The organism is Streptomyces sp. NPDC020490 (assembly GCF_044335305.1).
In the GTDB taxonomy this organism is placed as follows: Bacteria; Actinomycetota; Actinomycetes; order Streptomycetales; family Streptomycetaceae; genus Streptomyces.
In genome coordinates, this window is the sequence record NZ_JBIRUY010000001.1 from 366603 (window position 1) to 389075 (window position 22473).

General features: G+C 74.6%; 19 protein-coding genes. 9 read left to right on the plus strand and 10 right to left on the minus strand.

What is annotated here, in order from left to right:
* Positions 1-65: 65 nt before the first annotated feature.
* Positions 66-590 carry an ATP-binding protein gene (locus tag ACH4ZX_RS01645; RefSeq protein WP_398265778.1) on the minus strand — a complete coding sequence of 175 codons (525 nt, stop codon included), beginning with the start codon at positions 588-590 and terminating at the stop codon, positions 66-68.
* Positions 591-830: 240 nt separating this feature from the next.
* On the minus strand, positions 831-1154 hold the full coding sequence (locus tag ACH4ZX_RS01650; RefSeq protein WP_398265781.1) for a hypothetical protein: 324 nt from the start codon (positions 1152-1154) through the stop codon (positions 831-833).
* 332 nt (positions 1155-1486) lie between these two features.
* Between ACH4ZX_RS01650 and ACH4ZX_RS01655 the strand changes: the two genes are divergently transcribed.
* Entirely contained in the window at positions 1487-2611 is a 1125-nt protein-coding gene (locus ACH4ZX_RS01655; RefSeq protein WP_398265784.1) for a PLP-dependent cysteine synthase family protein, read from the plus strand.
* Positions 2612-2615: 4 nt separating this feature from the next.
* Here ACH4ZX_RS01655 and ACH4ZX_RS01660 read toward each other — a convergent pair whose 3' ends face one another.
* Together ACH4ZX_RS01660 and ACH4ZX_RS01665 are read right to left on the minus strand one after the other, a co-directional pair.
* A complete protein-coding gene (locus ACH4ZX_RS01660; RefSeq protein WP_398265787.1) occupies positions 2616-3086 on the minus strand; it encodes an SRPBCC family protein in 471 nt (156 codons plus the stop codon).
* 211 nt (positions 3087-3297) lie between these two features.
* Positions 3298-4116: a DeoR/GlpR family DNA-binding transcription regulator gene (locus ACH4ZX_RS01665; protein WP_398265790.1), complete on the minus strand. Its 819-nt coding sequence runs from the start codon at positions 4114-4116 to the stop codon at positions 3298-3300.
* Positions 4117-4437: 321 nt separating this feature from the next.
* Here ACH4ZX_RS01665 and ACH4ZX_RS01670 point away from each other — a divergent pair, with 321 nt between their 5' ends.
* Positions 4438-6789, plus strand: a complete 2352-nt coding sequence (locus ACH4ZX_RS01670) for a hypothetical protein (protein WP_398265793.1) — start codon at positions 4438-4440, stop codon at positions 6787-6789.
* On the opposite strand, the gene ACH4ZX_RS01675 is transcribed toward ACH4ZX_RS01670, so the two are convergent.
* From ACH4ZX_RS01675 to ACH4ZX_RS01690, 4 genes are all read right to left on the minus strand, one after another.
* Positions 6759-9197 carry a right-handed parallel beta-helix repeat-containing protein gene (locus tag ACH4ZX_RS01675; protein WP_398265796.1) on the minus strand — a complete coding sequence of 813 codons (2439 nt, stop codon included), beginning with the start codon at positions 9195-9197 and terminating at the stop codon, positions 6759-6761. The two genes, ACH4ZX_RS01670 and ACH4ZX_RS01675, sit on opposite strands and share 31 nt — an antisense overlap.
* 107 nt (positions 9198-9304) lie before the next feature.
* Positions 9305-9910, minus strand: a complete 606-nt coding sequence (locus ACH4ZX_RS01680; RefSeq protein WP_398265799.1) for a hypothetical protein — start codon at positions 9908-9910, stop codon at positions 9305-9307.
* Positions 9911-10260: 350 nt separating this feature from the next.
* Positions 10261-11097, minus strand: a complete 837-nt coding sequence (locus ACH4ZX_RS01685; RefSeq protein ID WP_398265802.1) for an MOSC domain-containing protein — start codon at positions 11095-11097, stop codon at positions 10261-10263.
* A 99-nt stretch (positions 11098-11196) separates the two neighbouring features.
* A complete protein-coding gene (locus ACH4ZX_RS01690; RefSeq protein WP_398265805.1) occupies positions 11197-11640 on the minus strand; it encodes a DUF6643 family protein in 444 nt (147 codons plus the stop codon).
* A 306-nt stretch (positions 11641-11946) separates the two neighbouring features.
* Between ACH4ZX_RS01690 and ACH4ZX_RS01695 the strand changes: the two genes are divergently transcribed.
* Positions 11947-13254, plus strand: a complete 1308-nt coding sequence (locus tag ACH4ZX_RS01695) for a TerD family protein (RefSeq protein WP_398266662.1) — start codon at positions 11947-11949, stop codon at positions 13252-13254.
* Positions 13255-13294: 40 nt separating this feature from the next.
* Here ACH4ZX_RS01695 and ACH4ZX_RS01700 read toward each other — a convergent pair whose 3' ends face one another.
* Positions 13295-14488 carry a glycosyltransferase gene (locus tag ACH4ZX_RS01700; RefSeq protein ID WP_398265808.1) on the minus strand — a complete coding sequence of 398 codons (1194 nt, stop codon included), beginning with the start codon at positions 14486-14488 and terminating at the stop codon, positions 13295-13297.
* 39 nt (positions 14489-14527) lie between these two features.
* Here ACH4ZX_RS01700 and ACH4ZX_RS01705 point away from each other — a divergent pair, with 39 nt between their 5' ends.
* Both ACH4ZX_RS01705 and ACH4ZX_RS01710 read left to right on the plus strand, forming a co-directional pair.
* Positions 14528-15313 carry a glutamate racemase gene (locus ACH4ZX_RS01705; RefSeq protein ID WP_398265811.1) on the plus strand — a complete coding sequence of 262 codons (786 nt, stop codon included), beginning with the start codon at positions 14528-14530 and terminating at the stop codon, positions 15311-15313.
* Between the two features lie 129 nt (positions 15314-15442).
* A complete protein-coding gene (locus tag ACH4ZX_RS01710) occupies positions 15443-15988 on the plus strand; it encodes a hypothetical protein (protein WP_398265814.1) in 546 nt (181 codons plus the stop codon).
* Between the two features lie 9 nt (positions 15989-15997).
* On the opposite strand, the gene ACH4ZX_RS01715 is transcribed toward ACH4ZX_RS01710, so the two are convergent.
* Positions 15998-17041: an O-antigen ligase family protein gene (locus ACH4ZX_RS01715; protein WP_398265817.1), complete on the minus strand. Its 1044-nt coding sequence runs from the start codon at positions 17039-17041 to the stop codon at positions 15998-16000.
* 274 nt (positions 17042-17315) lie between these two features.
* Here ACH4ZX_RS01715 and lnt point away from each other — a divergent pair, with 274 nt between their 5' ends.
* From lnt to ACH4ZX_RS01735, 4 genes are all read left to right on the plus strand, one after another.
* Complete coding sequence (lnt, locus tag ACH4ZX_RS01720; protein WP_398265820.1) at positions 17316-18923, plus strand: apolipoprotein N-acyltransferase; 1608 nt, start codon at positions 17316-17318, stop codon at positions 18921-18923.
* 68 nt (positions 18924-18991) lie between these two features.
* Entirely contained in the window at positions 18992-19471 is a 480-nt protein-coding gene (locus ACH4ZX_RS01725; RefSeq protein WP_398265823.1) for an NUDIX hydrolase, read from the plus strand.
* 54 nt (positions 19472-19525) lie between these two features.
* Positions 19526-20326, plus strand: a complete 801-nt coding sequence (locus ACH4ZX_RS01730; RefSeq protein ID WP_398265826.1) for a 3-hydroxybutyrate dehydrogenase — start codon at positions 19526-19528, stop codon at positions 20324-20326.
* Between the two features lie 76 nt (positions 20327-20402).
* Positions 20403-22472, plus strand: a complete 2070-nt coding sequence (locus tag ACH4ZX_RS01735; protein WP_398265829.1) for a helix-turn-helix domain-containing protein — start codon at positions 20403-20405, stop codon at positions 22470-22472.
* Position 22473 lies beyond the last annotated feature (1 nt).

Sequence of the window (22473 nt, forward strand, 5' to 3'; positions counted from 1 at the left end):
GCCGCCTCCACGCGCCGGCCGCGGGGCGGCGGCGCGGGCGCGTGCCGGGATGTCTCACCGCCCGGTCAGCCTGCGACGGCGGACCGGGCGGGAGCGTGTGCGTTCCTGTGGGCGTCGGCCACCGGCTCGACCTCGGCGAACCGGCGGGCCGGTGTGTCGGCCGTGCGGAGCGGGGGGCGGGCGGTGGCGGTGACCGGCGAGGTGGGCAGGGTGAACCAGACGACCTTGCCCGACTCGCCGTCCGGGCGCGCGCCCCAGCTCTCGCTCATGGCGGCCACCATGGCGAGCCCGCGCCCGCTGGTGGCGCCGGGGCCGACGTCCCGTACCTCGGGGAGCCGGGGGTCGTGGTCGCGCACCGAGACCATGAGCCGGTCCAGCAGCAGCTCTATCTCGACGGTGCACACCTTGTCGGGCTGGGCGTGCCGGTGGACGTTGGTCAACAGCTCCGTCACACCGAGCACGGCGCGGTCGATGAGGGTGTCCAGATGCCAGTAGCGCAACTGCGCTGAAAGGATTCTGCGGACCTGGCCGATCCGCGACGGCAGGGCTTGCAGCTCTACCGCGCAGTGCCTGCTTGGGTGACTGATCACGGCTGCGACTCCCCGACTTGAAGGGTCCGGAAGAACACGGAGTTCGGATCCAGCAGCGCCAGAAAGAAAAGGCCGCCTGCTGTCGTGCCCGGCGGGCTGGTTCGCAGCGTTATCGCCGGTAAACCCAGAGTGACGTGTGACCAGCGTGACGCAAGGGGTGCGACACCGCAACTCGCGCGGACCGTCCGCGGATCCCGCGCGTCCCGCGCCGGCCGGCCCGCCGGGCGGCGCGGGACGCGCTCAGTCACCACGCCGGGCCGCGTCGCGGACGGCCTCGATGAACCGGCGTGCCGCGGGCGGTCCCGGCTCGCCCGGAGCGGGGTCGTGATCGCCCAGGGTCAGCAGGTACCGCTTGCCGCCGAGGTCCGCGAGCGCCCGGTCCTGCGGCGCGAACCAGGGCCGGGAGGCGCGCACCGCACGCACCGGCGCGCTGTCGATCTCGCTGCCGTAGCTGGTGAGCAGCTCGACCCTGCCGCCGCTGATCCGGACCTGTCCGGCCCGGGTGAGCGAACGCAGCCGCTTCCCGATCCGCACGCCCGTGGCCGTGAACTCCGGCTCGGTCATGCCGCCCCACCCCCTCGTACGTGTCCGGTACGCCGGACCGCACGCCCGGGCGGGCCGCGGTCCAGCCGCTCGCATGGTGATCCAGTGTGCCTCCGTCCGCTGCAGTCTGCCCGCGCCCGGCGTCGAGCAACAGTGCGCACGGGGGCCTCACCCAGCGCGCCCGGAGCACACGCGCGAATGCGCCCCCACCCCCTTGCGCCCCCCGTGCCCCAGGCCGGTCTTTGGGCTGCTCAAAGCAGCGTTTATGCAGGTGAGAAGCGTGCGCGAGATGTCTATCATCGGTGCGACGGCCGTACTTCCCCCGTGTACGGCCCCGCGTGAGGAGCACCGCCGTGACCATTTCCCAGCAGATCCCGAACGGCGTGACCCTCGACATCGACCGCAGCGACGGCGCCTACCGCGGCTGGCTGAAAGAAGCGGTGCGCAAGGTTCAGGCGGACGCCAACCGTTCCGCCGACACCCACCTGCTCCGGTTCCCGCTGCCCGAGAAGTGGGGGGTAGACCTTTATCTGAAGGACGAGTCGACGCACCCGACCGGCAGCCTCAAGCACCGGCTCGCCCGCTCGCTCTTCCTCTACGCCCTGTGCAATGGCTGGATCCGGCCCGGCCGCCCGGTGATCGAGGCGTCCAGCGGCTCGACGGCCGTCTCGGAGGCGTACTTCGCCAAGCTGATCGGCGTGCCCTTCGTCGCGGTCATGCCGCGCACGACCAGCGCCGAGAAGTGCCGTCTCATCGAGTTCCAGGGCGGACAGTGCCACTTCGTGGACGACCCGCGCAGCATGTACGAGGAGTCGGCCCGACTGGCGGCCGAGACCGGCGGCCACTACATGGACCAGTTCACCTACGCCGAACGGGCCACGGACTGGCGCGGCAACAACAACATCGCCGAGTCGATCTTCCGCCAGCTGGAGCTGGAGCGGTTCCCCGAGCCGGCCTGGATCGTCGCCACGGCCGGCACCGGCGGCACCTCGGCGACCATCGCCCGCTACGTCCACTACATGCAGCACGACACCCGCGTCTGCGTCGCCGACCCGGAGAACTCGTGCTTCTTCGACGGCTGGAGCACCGGTGATCCGGACGTCACCTGCGACTGCGGTTCCCGCATCGAGGGCATCGGCCGCCCCCGCATGGAGCCGAGCTTCCTGCCCGGCGCGATCGACCGGATGATGAAGGTGCCCGACGCGGCCGCCATCGCCGCCGTGCGGGCCCTGGAGCGGGTCATCGGCCGCCGGGCCGGCGGCTCGACCGGCACCGGGCTGTGGAGCGCGCTGAAGATCGTCGCCGAGATGGTGGCCGAGGGACGCCGGGGGAGCGTGGTGACGCTGCTGTGCGACCCGGGCGACCGGTACCTGGACAAGTACTACTCGGACGCCTGGCTCGCCGAACAGGACCTGGACATCGCGCCCCACACCGCGGCGATCGAGTCCCTGCTGCGGACCGGCGTCTGGTCCGGCTGAGCCCTCAGCGCGCCAGGCGCCGGTCCAGCGAGGTGACCGCGTCCCGGAAAGCGCGGCCGAGGCCCGCCCGAGCGGCCTTCACCACCAGCCGGAAGGGCGCCGTCCCGTCCGCGGCGAAGGTCCACCGCACCCGCGTTCCGCCGCCGGCGGGCACGAGCCGCCACTCCTCCACGAGAGCCCGCGGCCCCGGCGCGCCGGTCGTGTCCACGCGGTAGGCGTACACCCGGGCCTTCTCGGCGGCGAGGACCGTCTCCTCCAGACGCGCGCCGCCCCTGAGCCTGATCTCGCGCCGGGCGCCGTCGTCGAGCGGCCGGGCCGCGGCCACCGCCGCGAACCACTCCGCCCAGCCCGGCACGTCCTCGGCGAGCGCGCGGTAGACCGCGTCCGGGGCGGCGCGGACCTCCCGGGCGAACACCAGCCGGACGGGCGCGGTCTCGAGGAAGTCGAGCCCGACGGGACGCAGTCGGCGCGGCATGGACATAACCCCCTTGGGGGGAAGGGCGGTCGGCCTGTCGGCGGCACGATAACCGCCGGCCCGCCGGATGTCTGCACCGTTCCGCCGGACGTTCGGACCGTCGGGCCGACTGCCCGCCCCGTCCCGCCCGACGTTCGGACCGTGCGGCCGGCTGCCCGCACCGTTCCGCCGGACGTTCGGACCAGCCGGATGCCCGCCCCGTCCCGCCGGATCAGTCCTCCGGCTCGCCCGCCACCACCAGCCGCCGCAACTGCTCCGAGATCTCCTCGCGGGCCGGCTCCGGCAGACCCGCGTCCGTCACCAGGGTGTCGACCTGCTCCAGCTCCGCGAACGAACTCAGCCCCACCACACCCCACTTGGTGTGGTCCGCGACCACCACCACACGCCGCGCCGACTGCACCAGCCGGCGGTTGGTCTCCGCCTCGGCGAGGTTCGGCGTCGACAGACCCGCCTCGACGGATATGCCGTGCACCCCGAGGAACAGCAGGTCGAAGTGGAGCGCCCCGATGGCCCGGTCGGCCACCGGGCCGACCAGCGAGTCCGACGGGGTGCGCACGCCACCGGTCAGCACCACCGTGGCCGCGCCCTGCCGGGGGCCCGAGGTGCGCTGCGCCGCGTGGAAGACGTCGGCCACCCGCACCGAGTTGGTGACGACGGTGAGGTCCGGCACGTCGAGCAGATGGTGGGCCAGCGCGTACGTCGTCGTACCGCCCGACAGGGCGATCGCGGTGCCCGGCGCCACCAGTTGGGCCGCGGCCCGTGCGATGTCCTCCTTGGCGGTCAGCTCCAGCCCCGACTTGGCCTCGAAACCCGGCTCGTGGGTGCTCGCCTCCACCACGGGCACCGCTCCGCCGTGCACCTTCTCCAGCATGCCCTGCCGGGCCAGCGCGTCCAGGTCGCGGCGTACCGTCATGTCCGACACGCCGAGCTTGCGCGTCAGCTCGTTCACGCGCACGCCGCCCCGGCGCCGCACCTCGTCCAGGATCAGGGCGCGCCGCTGCTCCGCGAGGAGGTTCTGATTCTCGCTCACGTACGCTCCGGTCCTTTCGTCAAGCGGTCCGCCACACCCCGCGCATCCTCCCCGGATCCTCGACTCCGCCCGAACCCGGGGGACCCTCGTCGACCAGGACGTTCTCCCGGCCCCGGTGCGCGGGCGTCCCATCCTCGCACGCCTCGCGGACAGCGGCGCCACCGGCGGCCCCCAGCGCACACACGCCACCCGCTTCCCGTGCGTCCCGCTCCGGTCACCCGGACAGGCGAGATTGGGTAACGACAGGTGTGAACCGCCCTCCCAGCGGAGATCCTGTGCCCGCACGCACAACGCAACGGCGCGTCACGGGGAAGTGCGACAGTGGAACGTGCGCAGGAACGTGCCTCGGCCGGCGGGACGGACGGCCCCGCCGAGCGGTCCGGGCAATCCGCAGCCGCCCTCGAACTCCTGGTGCACGGAGTCGGCGGCACCACGCCCGAGAAGATGCTCGACGACCCGCGCACGGTGCGGGTCACCGGCGACCACACGGCGGCCGTCTTCCGGCGCGCCGTCGACGCCGACGCCGAGAGCAGACCCGGCGAACACCGCGGCGGACCCGTGCCGGAGGCGTACGTCTGGTGCAACCTCACCTCCGGCAACAGCAGCCGCGCCCTGTGGCTCCTGCTGCTGCCGTTCATGGTCGTCAACCTCGCGCACTGGATGCGCCCCACCGCCCGCGAACGCGGCCGCACGGTCCGCCTGTACGGCCTGCTGGTGCGGCTCGCCGGACTGACCCTGACGGTGCTGCTGGTCGCGGCGGCCTGCGAGGTCGCCCTGGACCTCACCGCCTGGCAGTGCGCGGGCACGCGCGCGTGCGCCGAACGGCACTCCTGGCTGGGCTTCCTCTCACCCGACGCGGCGCACGCCGGCTGGTGGAGCCGGCCCGGGCGCAGGCTCGCCCTCGCCGCGGCGGTGCCGGCCGCGCTCACCGGCCTGCTGTGGTACCTCTCCCACCGCACCTGGAGCGCGTACGAGTCCCAGCAGCCGCTCTCCCGGACCCACGAGCCGGAGGAGGACACCGGCCGTACCGCGCTGGGCCGTCCCGGCTTCTGGTACGGGCGGCGGCTGGTCGCCCGGCTGCGCGCCGCCCACACCGCCGCCGGGCTGCTGACGGTGGCCGCCGCGGTGGGCTCGGCGGCGGCGCGCTTCGACCGGGCACCCGGCGGACCGGCGGTGCTCGACGTGCTGGGCCGGGGCCTGCAGGCGGCGCTCGTCGCCACCGGCGCCGCCGTGCTGTGGGTGGTCTGCCGCCGCGGCCGCAGTGAGAACCGCCTCGACCGCCACCTCGACGAGCACCTGGTGCGGCGCCTGCCGCTCACCGCGCTGGCCCTGCTGGCGCTGACCGTGGTCTACGCCGGCTGGGAGCGCCCGGGATGGCGGTCGGCGGGCCGGCTGGCGGGCGGCCACACCACATTCGGCGGCATCGCCCTGCTCCAGGGCCTGCTCGTGATCGCCCTCGGCGTGGCCGCCCACCTGCTGTACCGCACCCACCCGGACCCCCGCGCCGCGATGCGGGGCCTCGGCGGACCCGCCGTCGCCCTGCTGGCCTGCGCGCTCGGCGGAGTGATGTCCGGCGGGGTGGCGCAGCGGGTGTCCGACTGGCTCGACGGCACCGGCACCTCCATCGACGGCCCGCCCGTCCTGCTCACCTGGCAGGCCTCCGTGATCCCCCTGCTGCTCGTCGTCGTACTGGTGCTGTGCGGCTGGCTGGGACGGCGGACCTGGCTGCTGCGGCGCGGCGAGCTGGGCCGGGTGGAGCACGACTACCCCGGCGAGCCCAAGGACACGGCGCGCACCCGCCGCATCGCGACCACCCGCGCGATGGCCGCGCTCACCGACCGCGGCCCCCTCGTCGTCGCCGTCGTCTCCATCGCCACCCTGGTCCTCGGCGCCGGGGCCCTCCTCGGCGCGCAGTTGACCGAGAAGGCGCCAGGCCAGGCCGCCGGGCACGCCCCGACGTTCGTGCGGGGCGCCGCGGCGACCTCGCAGGCGCTGGGCTCCTGGCTGATCGGGTTCGGCTTCATCCTGTTCGTCACCTGGGGCCGACGCGCCTACAAGGACGCCTCCGCACGGCGCACCATCGGCATCCTGTGGGACGTCGGCACCTTCTGGCCCCGGGCCGCCCACCCCTTCGCGCCGCCCTGCTACGCCGAGCGCGCGGTGCCCGACCTGACCTGGCGGATGGCGGCCTGGACGCGCGCCACCGGCGGCCGGCTCGTGCTCTCCGGCCACTCGCAGGGCAGCGTGCTCGCGGCCGCCGCAGCCTGGCAGCTGGGGCCCGCCGATCGCAAACGGATCGCCCTGCTGACCTACGGCTCCCCGCTGGAACGCCTCTACGGCCGCTGGTTCCCGGCCCACTTCGGCCCGGCCGCGCTCACCGGCCTGCACCACGAGGTCGACTGCTGGCGCAACCTCTACCGGCCCACCGACCCGATCGGCGGCCCGGTCCGGTTGCCCGGCGACTGCGGGCCCGAGGTGGACCGCCCCCCGCTGAAGGACCCGCTCGCCTACGGCCGCACCGCGCTCCATCCGCTGCCCGCCCCGATCCTCGGCCACTCCGACTACCAGGCGGACCCGGCGTTCGCCGAGGAACGCGAGCGGCTGCTGGCCCGGCTGCGGCCCGGACTGCCGGGCCAGCGCCCTCAGGAGGACTCGGGCAGGTCCTCGGCGTAGAGCAGGGTCAGGTCGTCGGTGTCCGGCTCGGCCAGCTGCGCGACCCGGCTCGCGTGCCGCTCCACCATCGCCTCGAAGGTCTGCCGGGCCGTACGGCCGTTGCCGAACGCGGGCCCCTTCGGCAGGACGGTGAAGTACTTCAGCAAGGCCTCCGACGCGCCCGGCGCGAGCCGGTACTCGTGCTCGTCGGCCTGCTGCTCCACGATCCGCAGCAGCTCCTCGGGACCGTAGTCGCCGAAGGTGATGGTCCGTGAGAAGCGGGAGGCAACACCGGGGTTGACCGACAGGAACCGCTCCATCTCGGCCGTGTAGCCCGCGACGATCACGACGACCGCGTCCCGGTGGTCCTCCATCAGCTTCACCAGGGTGTCGATGGCCTCCTTGCCGAAGTCCCGGCCGGCGTCCTCCGGGGACAGCGCGTAGGCCTCGTCGATGAACAGCACACCGCCGCGCGCCTTGTCGAAGGCCTCCTGGGTGCGGATCGCCGTGGAGCCGATGTGCTCGCCGACCAGGTCGACCCGGGACACTTCGACCAGGTGGCCCTTCTCCAGGACGTCGAGGGAGGCGAGGATCTCGCCGTAGAGACGGGCGACCGTGGTCTTGCCGGTGCCGGGGGAGCCGGTGAAGACCAGGTGGCGCTTGACCGAGGCCGCCTTCAGCCCCGCCCGCTGGCGGCGCCGGCCCACCTCGATCATGTCGATGAGGGCGCGCACCTCCCGCTTGACGCTCTCCAGGCCCACCAGCGCGTCGAGTTCGCCGAGCACGTCCTGCGAGGCCCGCGCCGGCTGCTCCGGCTGCGTGGCGGCGGCCACCGGCGCCGTGTCGCCGCTGCGGGGGCCGGGGACCGTGCCCAGCAGGCCGCCGGACGGGGCGGTCGTCTGCGTGACCGTCTCCCGGGCCGTGGGCGGCCGCACCCCCGCGCTCTCGTCGCTGGTGCAGTCCTCGACCACCGGACCGGCGCCGGGCGCCGCGTCCGCACCGGCGTCGGCGAACTCGTAGCCGCCGCGCGCGCACCGCTCCGTGCGGCACTTCTTCAGCGTCGTACGGCAGCCGTCTATCACGTGGAAGCCGTATCCGCCGCTGCCCGTCACCCGGCAGTTCAGGAAGGAGCCGCGGCCGCCCGCCGACACGTAGAAGCCGGCCTCGGCGGGGGAGTCGACCGTGCACCGCTCGATGGTGGGGTCGGCGCCCTTGGTGACGATCACGCCGGTCTGCGTGCCGTCCACGGTGCAGTTGTTGAGGGTGCCGCCGCTGCCGTGGTCGCGGAACCAGGCGCCCGTCGCGGCGTCCCGGATGCGGCAGTCGTCGAGCTGCGCGGTCGCGCCGTCGCTCACCGACACCGCCGTGTTGCGCACCTGCGACAGGTCGCTGTCGACGACGTCCGCCCGCGAACCGCGGTCGAGGACGAACAGGGCGTCCGGCACGTCGTGCACCCGGCACGAGTCGAGGACCGCGGTCGCGCCGTCGCTGACCCACACGGCCGGGTAGTCGCCGGTGCTGTCGAAGATCTCGCACTGGTTGGCGTCGACGCGGGTGCCGGGGTCCCACACCGACAGCCCGTTGCGCCCGAACTGACGCACCGACGTGCGGGTCAGGGTGAGCACCGAGCGGGAACGCAGGTCGACCGCGTTCTCCGGGATGTCGTGGATGCGGCAGTCGGCGAGGGTGAGCACCGCCTCCGTGTCGAGGGTGACGCCGTCCGCCGTGGTGCGGTGCACATCGCAGTCGGTGAGGTGCGCGGTGGCGCGGCCGGTGACCTGGACGCCGCTGCCGCGGACCTCGTACACCTCGCAACCCACCGCCTCCAGCGCCGAGTTCTCACCGGTGGCGGTCAGACCCGAGCCGGAGGCGTGGTGGATCCGGCAGCGCTCCAGCCGCGGGTGCGCGCCGCCGCGCACCGCGACGCCCGCCTGCCCGGCCGCGACGACCTCGCACTCCTCGAACACCCCGCCCCCGCCGTCGACCACGGCGATGCCGATGCCCGCCGGGTTGTCGACGGTGCACCGGCGCACGGTCGGCCGCGCGCCCGCGCGCACCTCGATGCCGGCCGCGGACCGTGTCACGACCCGGACGTCCGTCAGCTCCGGCGCGCCCTCCTCGACGAGCAGCGCGGGCGCGGCCGCGTCCTGGCCCTCCACGTACAGGTCCTGCACCACCGCCGAGGCACGCACGGTCAACGGCACCCCGTCCACGGGCGCGATCCGCACCGAGCCGGGGGCGCCCTCGGGGCCGCGCAGCGTCACCGCCCGCTGGACGACGAGGTTCTCCCGGTAGGTGCCGGGGGCGACGGTGAGGACGTCACCGTCGGCCGCGGCCTCCAGAGCGGCGGCGAGCGATGCGTACTCACCCGTGCGGCGCCGCCACCGCGACGTGCCGGTGTGCGTCACCTGGACCGTGCCCTGTGCCATGGCGTTGCTGTGCCCCCACCTGTGTCGACGCGGGTTGTCGCCGAATGCTTCGGCCGGTCCACCGTAGCGTGCGCGCGGGGGATGGGTTGACCACAGTCCGAAGGCCGTCAGCTGCCGGTGCCGGTCCTGCCCCAGTCCGGGCCAGCCTGCTCCCAGGCCCGGTCCCAACGCGCGTACCTGCGGCGGACCATGCGCCAGACGATCAGCCGCCGGGCGCACTCGACGACGCCGGCGGTCAGCAGCGCGGCGCCGACGCCGGCGAGGACCGCGTGCGTGGTCGCCGTGGCCGAGTCCAGCGGCCGGGCCACTATGCGGCCCTGACGGTCCGTCCATATCGCGAAGCGGTCGCCCGCGTGCGGTGACACGAGCCCGGCGATGGCCACTTCGCGGTGCGCCGAGCCGTCCGGTCCGGTCCACTCGGCGAGCACGCGGCTGCGCAGGTCCCGCGCCGAGGAGGTCTCGGGGTCGGTGTCCAGCGGGGCACGGTCCAGCTTGCGCACCACGGTGGCCGTCACCAGGTGGCGGGTCCGGTGCTGCTCCCGCACGGACCGCTGCAGGGTCTGCTGGGCGGCGCCGCCGACGAGCGTGCCGACGAGGGGCGCGGCGGCCAGCATCAGCAGCAGGGCGACCAGCGCCACCCAGGCCTCCACCAGGTCGGTCGTACGGCGCAGCGGATTGCGCCGCCAGCGCCGGAGCCCGCCGATGGCTCGCACCGTCTCGCACCCCCTCCCGCTCCGTGACAACCCCCGGCGGAGCCGCTCGCCCGCGGACCCGGTCGAAGGGGAGCGGAGTCACCGCCGGCCGACCGGGCCCTCGATCAGGACGTCTGAGGACTCCTCAGAAAGCCTCAGGAATCCGCAGGACTGCCCGGATCAGGAATCCTCGGACTCCTCACGACGACTCAACGCGCGGACTCCGGGCCCCGGTTCCCGCCCGCCGCACGTTGTCCGGATCTTTCCGGCCACCGGCGCGGTGTCGCCGTCGCGGTGGCCCCGGGTCGCCGTACCGGGCCGCCCGTCCGTCCCGGCGGGGCGCCGGTCGGCCGTGTCCGGAAGCCGGTTCGTCAGGCCGCCGGGTCGAGGATCCTCACCGGGTCGCCGACGCGGAGGGTGCCGCGGGTGAGCGGGACGAGGTTCTGCCCGAACAGCAGACCGCCGCCGAAGCGGCGGTAGCGGCCGAGCGTGCGCAGGGGTTCCTTGCCCCGCCGCGCGGTCTCCTGGTCGGTGGTGGTCACCACGCAGCGCCCGCACGGCTTGGCGACGCGGAAGACGACGTCCCCGATGGCCAGGCGCGTCCAGTCGTCCTCGGCCCAGGCGTCGGCGCCGGCCACGACCACGTTCGGCCGGAACCGGTTCATCGGCAGGGGGCCCTCGGCCGGGTACTCGCCCTGCGCGATCAGGGAGTTGAGGGCGTCCAGCGAAGCGGCCGAGGCGAGCAGCAGCGGGTAGCCGTCGGCGAAGCTCACCGTCTCGCCGGGCCGGGCGTACGCCGGGTCCACGGGCCGGCGCGTCGCCGGGTCGTCCATGTGCACGAGACGCACGTCGGCGCCCAGGAAGGCACTGCACCAGGCGTGCGCGGCCGGATCGTCGGCCGGGACGCCCTCGACCTTGTCCCCGAAGATCTCCACCGGCACGGTGCCGTCCGGGCGCGGGACCGCGACGCTCAACGGGTCCGCGCCGGGCGCGGACAGGCGGACGCCGCCGCCGGGCAGAAGCTCGGCGGCGGCCAGCGCGAGGCGCGGCTGCTGACGCTGGGTGACGACCTTTCCCCCGTGGTCGATCAGCACCCAGCGCCGGTCTCCGGCCAGCCCCCAGGGTTCCACCACGGCCTCCCGGGGCGAGACGCCCCGGAACGCCTTGACCGGATGGACGTGTATCGACTGCAGCAGCGCGTTCCCCATGCGGCCATCGTGCCAGGCGGCATCGACAGCCGGGGACGGCGACCGGCCCCGTCCGGCGCGCACGCCGGGACCGCGGGGCGCGGCAGCCGAGCCGCGGTCCTAGTAACCGCGGTACTGCTGCTGCTGGTTGTTGTACGGGTCCTGGTACGAGGGCGCGGCGGGCCGTGGAGCGGCGGGCCGCATCGCCTCGTAGCCCATGCCGGTCGCCGCCACCGGGCGCGGCGGCTGCGGCTGCTGCGGGCCGGGGTAGCCGCGCTGCGCGGAGGCCTGTTGCGGGATGTACGCCGCGGGCGCCTGCTGCAGCGGAGCCGGCTGCTGCGCCTGCGGGTATCCGTAGGAGGGCTGGGACGGGGCCGACGGCAGGGCGGGCAGAGCCGACGGCAGGGCCGGCAGATGACTGCCCGGCATGTCGTACGCGGCGGGGACCCGGATCGGGGCGATCTGCGGGGTGCCCCGCTCGGCGACGAGCGAGTCGTAGATCGGGGTGTCCGGGAAGGAGGCGGAGTAGTAGCCGCCGCCATAAGTGGAGCGGGGGGAGGTCATGGCACATAAGTTAAGCCCACGATGTGCTGATTGGGGAGACCGATAAGAGGGTTGTTTTGCGCGTCCGCAGTGACTCCCGACGCCCAATGCGATCGAACTTGGCAAAAAGGGGCGCGGATCCGGGTCCGGGCCGTGTTCGGATCGGGTAAAGCCCAAGTTCCGGGCGGGTTACCGGCGGGTTGGCCGCCGGTCTTCCCTCGCCCCTCATGTGAGTTGGCGGCCCCAGGGAATAGGTTGTGCGGGAGAACCGAAGGGCTGCTCGGACGCGGACTCGCGCGCTGACACGTGATGGGGGCGGACATGTCAATGCCGAAAGGATCAAATACTCCGGTGCCGACCACGGCACTGAGGGTCGAATTGGGCTGGCGCGGCGGACCGGGCGTGCCGGACGCGGACGCCTCGGCGCTCCTGCTGGTGGGCGGCAAGGTCCGCTCCGACAGCGACTTCGTCTTCTACAACCAGCCGCTGCACGCCTCGGGCGCGGTACGCCACGAGGGCAAGCGCGACACCGCGGGCGGCGTCACCGACACCCTGCTCGTCGACCTCGCGCGCGTGGAGCCCGCGATCGAGACCGTCGTCGTCGTGGCCTCCGCGGACGGCGGCACGTTCGGGCAGGTCCCGGGCCTGTACATCGAGGTCCGCGACGCCGCGCGGGACGGCGTGGTCGCCCGGTTCGACAGCGCGGGCGCGAGCGTGGAGACCGCTTTCGTGCTCGGGGAGTTCTACCGCCGTCAGGGAGCCTGGAAGTTCCGTGCCGTCGGCCAGGGATACGGCAGCGGACTGGAGGGACTGGCCACCGACTACGGGATCACGGTGGACGAACCGCAGCACGTGGCCCGCCCGGCCGCCCCCGCTCCGGCGGCCCCGCCGGTCGCCCCTCCGGTGACGATGCCCCCGCCGGTCGCGCCCCCGGTGACGATGCCCCCGCCGGTCACCATGCCCCCGCCCCCGCAGCCGGCCGTCCCCGCGGCGCCGGTCCGGCTGACCAAGGTGACGCTCACCAAGGCGGCCCCCGCGGTCTCGCTCACCAAGCAGGGCGGCACCTCGGGCGCCATGCGGGTGAACCTCAACTGGCAGGTGCGCAAACAGTTCTCCGGCTGGGGCAGCAAACGCGGCCGAGCGGTCGCCATGCACTCCGACCTCGACCTCGACCTGTGCGCCCTGTACGAGCTCACCGACGGCAGCAAGGGGGTCGTCCAGGCCCTCGGCAACGCCTTCGGATCGCTGCACCAGCCGCCGTACATCCACCTCGACGGCGACGACCGCACCGGCGCCGTCGAGACCGGCGAGAACCTCACCGTCAACCTCGACCACAAGCAGGCCTTCCGGCGGATCCTCGTCTTCGTGACGATCTACGAGGGCGCCCGCTCCTTCGCCGACCTGCACGCCACGGTCACCCTCCAGCCGCAGTTCGGCGCCGCGATCGACTTCTCGCTCGACGAGTGCACGGTCCCCTCGCCCGTGTGCGCCCTCGCGCTGATCACCAACACCGGCCAGGACCTGGTCGTCCAGCGCGAGGCCCGCTACCTGGTGCCCGAGCGCGGGGTGAGTCCGCAGCGGACCGTCGACCACGCCTACGGCTGGGGCATGAACTGGACGCCCGGCCGCAAGTAGAACTCGACGCCCGCCCGCAAGCAGCCGCCGGTCCCCGCCGTCACCCCTCGTCGGGCACGGCGTCCGGGCGGGCGTAGGTGCGGCCCTTCCAGGCCGCACCGCGACCCCGGCGGTGCTGCACCGCGGAGTCGACCGTCATCAGCAGGTAGAGGAAGGCGGTGAACGGCAGCAGCGGCGCGAGCCACAGCGGCTGGCGGTAGTAGCGCAGCATCGGCGCGTACGTCCCCGCCATCACCAGCCACGCCAGGCCGCCGAGGGCCGCCGCTGCCGCGTCGCCGGCGGCCGCTCCCACGGCGAGCGTCACGGGCGGCACCAGGTAGACCAGCACCAGCCCGGCGACCGTGCCCGCCAGCAGCAGCGGATTGTGCCGCAACTGGGCGTACGCGCTGCGCGACACCATCCGCCACAGGTCGTGCAGGCGGGGATACGGCCGCACGCTGTCCACCCGCTCGGCCAGCCCGAGCCAGACGTGCCCGCCGCCCGCCTTGACCGCGCGCGCGAGGGCCACGTCGTCGATCACGGCGTGCCGGATGGCGTCCGGGACGCGCGCCCGCTCGGCGGTGTCCGCGCGCAGCAGGACGCAGCCGCCCGCCGCGGCCGCCGTCCGCGCCGCCTTCCTGCCGATCCGGCGGAACGGGTACAGCTGGGCGAAGAAGTAGACGAACGCGGGCACCACGAGCCGCTCCCACAGGCTCTCCACCCGCAGCCGCGCCATCTGCGACACGACGTCGAACCCGCCGGTGCGGGCGGCGGCGACCAGCTGCCGCAGGCTGTCCGGCGCGTGCGCGATGTCCGCGTCCGTCAGCAGCAGGTACTCGGGGTCCCGCGCGCGTGCCAGCGCGATGCCGTGCCGCACGGCCCACAGCTTGCCCGTCCAGCCGGCCGGGGGCTCGCCGGGCGAGCCGACGGTCAGGGGCAGACCGCCGTGCTCGCGCGCCAGCTCGCGGGCGAGTTCCCCGGTGCCGTCACCGCTGCCGTCGTCGACGAGGAAGACCTCCGCGCGTCCCGGGTAGTCCTGCGCGAGCAGCGACGGCAGGCTCTCGGGCAGCACGGCGGCCTCGTCGCGCGCGGGCACCACGACACACACGGGCGGCCAGTCGCCGGGCTCCTCGCGTGGCGGCAGCCGCACGTCCGTGCGCCAGAAGAACCCCTGGCACAGCAGCAGCCACAGCCAGGCGGCGAGGGATACGGCGGCGGTCCACGCGACGGGGCTCACGTCCGCAGTCTGCCCCAACCGACGGGCCGCCGAGGGCCCATCGTCTATCGTGACCGGGTGAAGATCGCGCTCATGGACTCCGGAATCGGTCTGCTGGCGGCCACCGCCGCGGTACGGCGCCTGCGGCCCGACGCGGATCTCGTCCTGTCCCTCGACCCCGACGGCATGCCCTGGGGCCCCAGGACCCCCGAGGACCTGACCGCGCGCGCCCTGGCCGTCGCCGAGGCCGCCGCCGCGCACCGGCCCGACGCCCTGATCGTCGGCTGCAACACCGCCAGCGTCCACGCCCTGCCTGCCCTGCGCGCCCTCCTGGAACCCGGCGTGCCCGTCATCGGCACCGTCCCGGCGATCAAGCCGGCCGCGTCCGGCGGCGGCCCCCTCGCGATCTGGGCCACGCCCGCCACCACCGGCAGCCCCTACCAGCGCAACCTCATCGCCGAATTCGCCGACGGGGTGAAGGTCACCGAGGTGCCGTGCCACGGTCTCGCGGAGGCCGTCGAGCACGCGGACCAGGCGGCGATCGACACCGCGGTCGCCGCGGCGGCCGCGCTGACCCCCGGCGATGTGACGACCGTCGTCCTGGGCTGCACGCACTACGAACTCGTCGCCGAACGCATCCGCGCCGCCGTGCAGCGCCCCGGCCGCCCGCCGCTCGTCCTGCACGGCTCCGCGGGCGCCGTGGCCGCGCAGGCGCTGCGCCGGCTCGGCGAGCAGCCCGCCACCGGGGCCGCGGCGTCCGGCACCCTCACCGTGCTGCTCAGCGGACGCGAGGGCGTGCTTCCGGAACCCGCCCTGGCCTACGACGAGGGACAGCTGCTGCAGGCGGTCACGCCCGCCGGATGACCCGCGGCACGATCCGGAGACCGGCCGTCCGCGCCGGCCCCGGCGGGTGGCGTCACACTCCCTCCGGTGTGTCGCGTCACTCTCCGCGACCCGGTGTCCGCGCAGCGAAACCTGAGTAACCTCGTAGTCATGAGGGACCACCCCCACCGCCACTCCGCCAAGCCCCCGGACGTCTGGACCGGACGCGCCACCAACCGGATGCAGTGGCTGCTGGCGCTCGGCGGCGCCGCCTGCATGGCGCTCGGCATCGAGCTGGCCGTCGACTCGGCCTGGTCGTCCGGCGCCGCTCCGCTCGTCATGTCGGTGGTCGGCTGCATCGCCGCCGGGCTGCTGGTCCTCTTCGGCACCCTCGCCTTCGTGCACGTCGACCTGCGGCTGGACAGGGAGTGCGTGGAGGTGCGCTGCGGCCACATCGGCGTGCCGCGCCGCCGCATCCCCCTCTCGCAGGTCGCCGGCGCGGAGTACGACGCGCACGTCACGCCGCGTCACTGGGGCGGCTGGGGCTACCGCTGGCGGCCCGAGAGGGGCACCGCCGTGGTCGTGCGCCGCGGTGAGGGCGTCGTACTGCGTCTGTGGGACGGGCACACCTTCACCGTGACCGTGGACGACGCGGAGTCCGCGGTCCGGGTCATCCGGGACCGCCTGCGTCCCGGCCCGTCCGCCGCCTCGCACTGACCGGCGGGCTCACGCCCTCGCCCGGCCGGCGCTTCCGGGCGCGTCGTCGGTCAGCGGACGTGCCGTCGCCAGACCCGCCAGGACGCCCGCGCCGGCCGAGACGGCGGTGAAGCTGAGAGCGTTGCCGACCGAGGCGATGCCCGCGACCGCGGTTAGGGCGGCGGCCGCGCTGAGCGCCACCGGCGTGGGGCGGGCGGAACGCCACAGCGCGTACAGCACCCAGCAGAAGGCCGCCGCCAGCAGCAGCACGCCGACGACCCCCTGCTCCGCCGCCTGCTGCAGCGGCGCCGAGTGCGGCCTGCCGTCCGGCAGCAGCGTCCGCAGCGTCGTCGGGCTCAGGTCGCCGAACCGTCCCGGGCCCACGCCGAGGGCGGCGTCCCGGCGTGCCAGCCCCAGGGCGTCGCGCCACAGCCCGATCCGGTGCGGGGTCAGCGGGCCCTCCAGGAAGCGGGCGAGCCCGCCCGGCAGCGCGTCCCCGGCCACGGCCCAGGTTCCCGCGGTGATCAGGCCCGCGCTCAGCGCCAGGCCCGCGATGCCCGGGCCGCGGCGGTGCACCCGGCCGGCGGCGAGCGAGCACAGCAGCACGGCGGCGCAGGCGACGAACCCGGTGACCGACCCGAGGACGGCCGCGGTGACCGTGATGCCGGCCGCGAGCGCGCCGAGGGCCGGCCGCCTGCCCGGTGCGGCGGCCCAGGCGGCGCAGCACGCGGCGCCCGTGGAGAGCACGAGCAGGGCGGCGGTGGCTCCGGCGTGTCCGAGCGGCACGGCGATCTGCGGGCCCGGCGTGAGACGCGGGACGGCCACCGTCAGACCTGCCCCGGCCAGTGCCCCGGCGCACGGGGCCGCGACCGGCAGCAGCGCGCCGCAGATCCGGCCCGTCGCGTAGCCGGCGGCCACGGCCAGCACCGCGAGCAGCACGCCCTCCGGGCGGCCGTCGCGCACGCCCGCCGTGATCAGCGACCAGGCGGCGCACGCCCCGAGCACCAGCACGCCCGTCGCGTCAGAAACGTTCCGTCTGTCGCCGTCCTCCCCAGGACCCGCCACAGACGTCATCCCCGTGGAACGCACCCCGCCCCCCGAAACCGGCCGCCGTCCCGACCCCGCACGCCCCGGACCGGTCCGGCCGCTACGGCCGGGCGACCGAGGCCCCGGCACACCGTAACCGCTGAGGGGCGTCGTGTGGACGGGTCGGGCCGGATCGCGCCCTCGGGTCGCGCCCTCGGGTCGTGGCGCCCTCATGGGGGAGCCCGGCCGGGCGCCGGTGGCCCCCGCCGCCGCACCGACCGCCGCTGTCGGTGCCGAGGTCACCGGCCGTAGACTCCCCAGGGTGACCGTCACCGCAACCTCCGTGGACGAGTCGGCCCCGTCGCAGTCGCGCATCGCCCCCGGGTGGCGTGCACGGCTGGTGCGTCTCCTCCCGGCTCTCGTCGCGGCGCTCTCCGGAGTGCTGCTCTACGTCAGTTTCCCGCCGCGCACCGTGTGGTGGCTGGCCCTGCCGGCCTTCGCCGTCCTCGGTGGAGTGCTGCGCGGACGCGGCTGGAAGGCGGGCCTCGGCCTCGGCTACCTGTTCGGCCTGGGCTTCCTGCTCCCGCTGCTGGTGTGGACCGGGGTGGAGGTCGGCCCCGGGCCCTGGCTGGCGCTGGTGGCGATCGAGGCGGTCTTCGTCGCGCTGGTCGGCGCGGGCATCGCCGCGGTGTCGCGGCTGCCCGGGTGGCCCGTCTGGGCGGCCGCGGTGTGGATCGCCGGCGAGGCGGCACGCGCGCGTGTGCCGTTCCACGGCTTTCCCTGGGGCAAGATCGCGTTCGGGCAGGCCGACGGAGTCTTCCTGCCGCTCGCCGCGGTCGGCGGTACCCCGGTGCTCGGTTTCGGGGTCGTGCTGTGCGGCTTCGGCCTCTGCGAGGCGGTGCGGCTGGCGGTGCGGGGGCGCCGCACCCGGGCGGTGCGGCGGTCCGCGGCGGCCGTGGCCCTGCTGAGCGTCGCCGTCCCGGTCGCCGGCGCGCTGGCCGCCCGGTCCCTGGTGAGTGACGCGGCGGAGGACGGTTACACCACCGTCGCGGTCATCCAGGGCAACGTGCCCCGCTCCGGTCTCGAATTCAACGCCCAGCGGCGGGCCGTGCTCGACTATCACGCGCGCGAGACCGAACGCCTGGCCGCCGAGGTCGACGCGGGCAGGATCGCCAGGCCCGACTTCGTGCTGTGGCCGGAGAACTCCTCCGACATCGACCCGTTCGTCTACGCCGACGCGCGCGCCGTCATCGACCGGGCGGCCAAGGCCGTCGGCGTGCCGATCTCGGTCGGCGGCGTCGTCGAGCGGGACGGGAAGCTGTACAACGAGCAGATCCTGTGGGACCCGGTCAAGGGCCCCACCCAGACGTACGACAAGCGGCAGATCCAGCCGTTCGGCGAGTACCTCCCGCTGCGCTCGCTCATCGGCGCGATCAACAGCGACTGGACCTCGATGGTCCGCCAGGACTTCAGCCGGGGCACCGAGCCGGGCGTGTTCACCATGGACAGCGCCAAGGTCGGCCTCGTCACCTGCTACGAGGCCGCCTTCGACTGGGCCGTGCGTTCCGAGGTCACCGACGGCGCCCAGCTGATCTCCGTGCCGAGCAACAACGCCACCTTCGACCGCAGCGAGATGACGTACCAGCAGCTCGCCATGTCCCGGGTCCGTGCCGTCGAGCACAGCCGGACGGTCACCGTGCCGGTCACCAGCGGCGTCAGCGCGATCATCATGCCGGACGGCAGGATCACCCAGAAGACCGGCATGTTCGTGCCCGGCCACCTGGTCCAGAAGGTGCCGCTGCGCTCCTCCGAGACGCCGGCCACCCGGCTGGGCATCCTGCCGGAGATGCTGTTGCTGCTGGTCGCCGCGGGCGGACTGGGCTGGGCGATCACAGCCGGAGTGCGCGGGCGGCGCGCCGGGGAGGTGTAGCGGTACGCCGGACGCACGCCCCTCGCGTCGCAGGGAGGCGGCGCGGTCCGCCGGTTAGGGTCGGACTCATGCCTACTCCTGACTTCATCCGCCGGATACGGACCACGGTCGGCCACCAGTTGCTCTGGCTCCCGGGTGTCAGCGCCGTCGTCTTCGACGACGAGGGCCGGATCCTGCTGGGGCAGCGCGCGGACAACGGCAAGTGGACGGTGATCTCCGGCATCCCGGACCCGGGCGAGCAGCCCGCGGCCGCCGTCGTGCGGGAGGTGTTCGAGGAGACGGGCGTGCGGTGCGTCGTCGAGCGTGTCGTCGCGGTGAAGTCGGGCCGGCAGGTCACCTACCCCAACGGCGACATCTGCCAGTTCATGGACATCTGTTTCCGCTGCCGGGCGGTCGGCGGCGAGGCGTGTGTGAACGACGACGAGTCCCTCGAGGTCGGCTGGTTCGAACTGGACGCGCTGCCCGAGATGGGCGAGTACCAGCACTTCCGGATCAAGCAGGCGCTGTCTGACGAACCCACATGGTTCCAGCCCATGAGTGACGAATGAAGTGTGGGTGTTGACCACATGTGGCGGGGCAGGGGTGCTGCCTAGGGTCGAGGCATGACCCCGCCCACCGCCCCTGCGGCCCCCCACGCGTCCTCCCTCGACCTCGGCGGCCGTACCGCCCTCGTCACCGGTGCCGCCGGCGGCATCGGCCGCGCCTGCGCGCTGCGGCTCGCGGCCGCCGGGGCCAAGGTCAGAGCGGTCGACCGGGACGCCGCCGGACTGGAGGAGCTCGCCGACCGTGCCGCCGGCCTGACGGGCGGCGTCGAGCCCCACGTCCTCGACCTCACCGACCTCGACGCCGCCGAGCGGGCCGCCGTCGGCACCGACGTCCTCGTCAACAACGCCGGGCTCCAACTGGTGCGCCCCATCGAGGAGTTCCCGCCCGACGTCTTCCACACCGTGCTCACCGTGATGCTGGAGGCGCCCTTCCGGCTGATCCGCGGCGCCCTGCCCCACATGTACGGGCAGAAGTGGGGCCGTATCGTCAACGTGTCCTCCGTGCACGGCCTGCGCGCCTCCGCCTACAAGTCGGCCTACGTCTCCGCCAAGCACGGTCTGGAGGGGCTGTCCAAGACCGCGGCGCTCGAAGGGGCGCCCCACGGCGTCACCTCCAACTGTGTGAACCCGGGATATGTGCGCACCCCCCTGGTGGAGAAGCAGCTCGCCGACCAGGCCCGCGCGCACGGCATCCCCGAGGAACGCGTGCTGACGGAGGTGCTCCTGCAGGACAGCGCCGTCAAACGACTCGTCGAACCCGAGGAGGTCGCCGAGGCCGTGGCGTACCTGTGCACCCCGCAGGCCTCCTTCATGACCGGCACCTCGCTCGTCCTCGACGGCGGCTGGACCGCGCACTGAGCGGGCCGGTTCCGCCGAGCCGCCGAGTTGTCCACAGGGCTGACGGGGTGGTCGTGCGATGGGTGATCCTGTGAGCATGCCTCGCGATCACACGCAGTCCGCCGAGCGGGTCGGTGCCGCACCACCCGCCCCGGCGTCCGCCGGTGCCGAGCACCCCGGCCCGGCGGCCGCCGCGGCCGAACACCATGGTCCGGCGACCGTCGGCGCCGAGCACCCCGGCCCGGCGACCGTCGGCGCCGAACGCCCCGGTCCGGCGTCCGCCGGTGCCGAGACGCCGTTCCTGGAGCTGCTGGCCAGGGGAGCCTCCGCCGACGCCTACGAGCAGCCGGTGCTGCTCGCCCGCGCCGAGAGGCGTCCCGCGGAGACGGTCGCCGCGCTCGAGCACGCCAAGCTGCTCGCCCTGCGGGTGCGCGCGGAGCTGGAGGGCCGGCGCCGGCGGGAGGCGGAGCTGTCGGCGCTCTTCGAGACCGCCCACGACCTGGCCGGCCTGCGCGACCTGGATGCCGTGCTGCGGGCGATCGTGCAGCGCGCCCGCTCCCTGCTGGGCACGGACGTCGCCTACCTGAGCCTGAACGACCCGGTGCGGGGCGACACCTACATGCGGGTGACCGAGGGCTCGGTCGCCGCCCGCTTCCAGCAGCTGCGGCTGGGCATGGGGGAGGGGCTCGGCGGCCTGGTGGCCCAGACCGCCCGCCCCTACGTCACCGACGACTACTTCAAGGACGCCCGCTTCCAGCACACCCACTCCATAGACGCGGGCGTGCGCGACGAGGGCCTGGTCGCCATCCTCGGCGTGCCGCTGATGCTGGGGCACCACGTCATCGGCGTCCTGTTCGCCGCCGACCGGCGGGCCCGGGTCTTCGAGCGGGAGCAGATCGCGCTGCTCGGCTCGTTCGCCGCGCTCGCCGCCGCCGCCATCGACACCGCGAACCTGCTGACCGAGACCCGCTCCGCCCTCGCCGGGCTGGAGCGGGCCAACGAGATCATCCGGGACCGCAGCGCGGTCATCGAGCGCGCCTCCGACGTCCACGACCGGCTCGCCGAACTCGTCCTGCGCGGCGGCGGGGTCCACGACGTGGCCGCGGCCGTCGCCGAGGTCCTCGACGGCACGGTCGAGTTCGCCGACGCCGCCGCGGCCCCGGCCGCCGCCCTGGCGGCGTCCCGCGCGGAGGGCCACGCCGTACGGCACCGGGACGACTGGATCGCCGCCGTCGCCGCAGGCGGCGAGCTGCTCGGCGCGCTCGTCCTGCGCGGCCACCCCCGCCTCGACCCCGTCGACCAGCGCACGCTGGAGCGCGCCGCGATGGTCACCTCGCTGCTGCTGCTGGCCAGACGGTCGGCCGCCGAGGCCGAACAGCGCGTGCGCGGCGAGCTGCTGGACGACCTGCTGGACGCCCGCGACCGGGACCCCCGCCTGCTGCGTGATCGCGCCTCCCGGCTGCGCGCCGACCTCGACGCCGTGCACGTCGTCCTCGCCGCCCGCCTCGACGGCGCCACCGCGGACGCCGACCAGGCGGCGGACGCCCGGCGGCGCCTGTGGTCCGCCGCCTCGCACCTCGCCGCGACCCGCCACGGCCTCGCCGCCGCACGCGACGGCGGGACCGTCCTGCTGCTGCCGCTCACCTCCGGCGCCACCGCGACCGACCTGGCCCGCCGCACCGCCCGCGACCTGGGCACGGCGGTCAACGAGGCGGTCACCGTCGGCGCCTCCGCGCCCGTCGGGGACCTGGCCGGCCGCCCCGACGTCGTGGCCGCGGCCTACGAGGAGGCGCGCCGCTGCCTGGACGCCCTGGCGCTGCTGGGCCGCTCCGGCGACGGCGCCGCCGCCGAGGACTTCGGCTTCCTCGGCCTGCTGCTCGCCGGCGACCGGGACATCGCCGGCTTCGTCGAGCGCACCATCGGGCAGGTCATGGCGTACGACGCGCGCCGTGGCACCGACCTGGTCCGCACCCTGGACGCGTACTTCGCCTGCGGGATGAGCCCCGCCCGCACCAAGGACGACCTGCACGTCCACGTCAACACCGTCGCCCAGCGCCTGGAGCGGGTCGGCCGCCTGCTCGGCGCCGACTGGCAGAGCCCCGCCCGCGCCCTGGAGATCCAGCTCGCCCTGCGGCTGCACCGGCTGTCCGCGCCCGAACGGGGCTGAC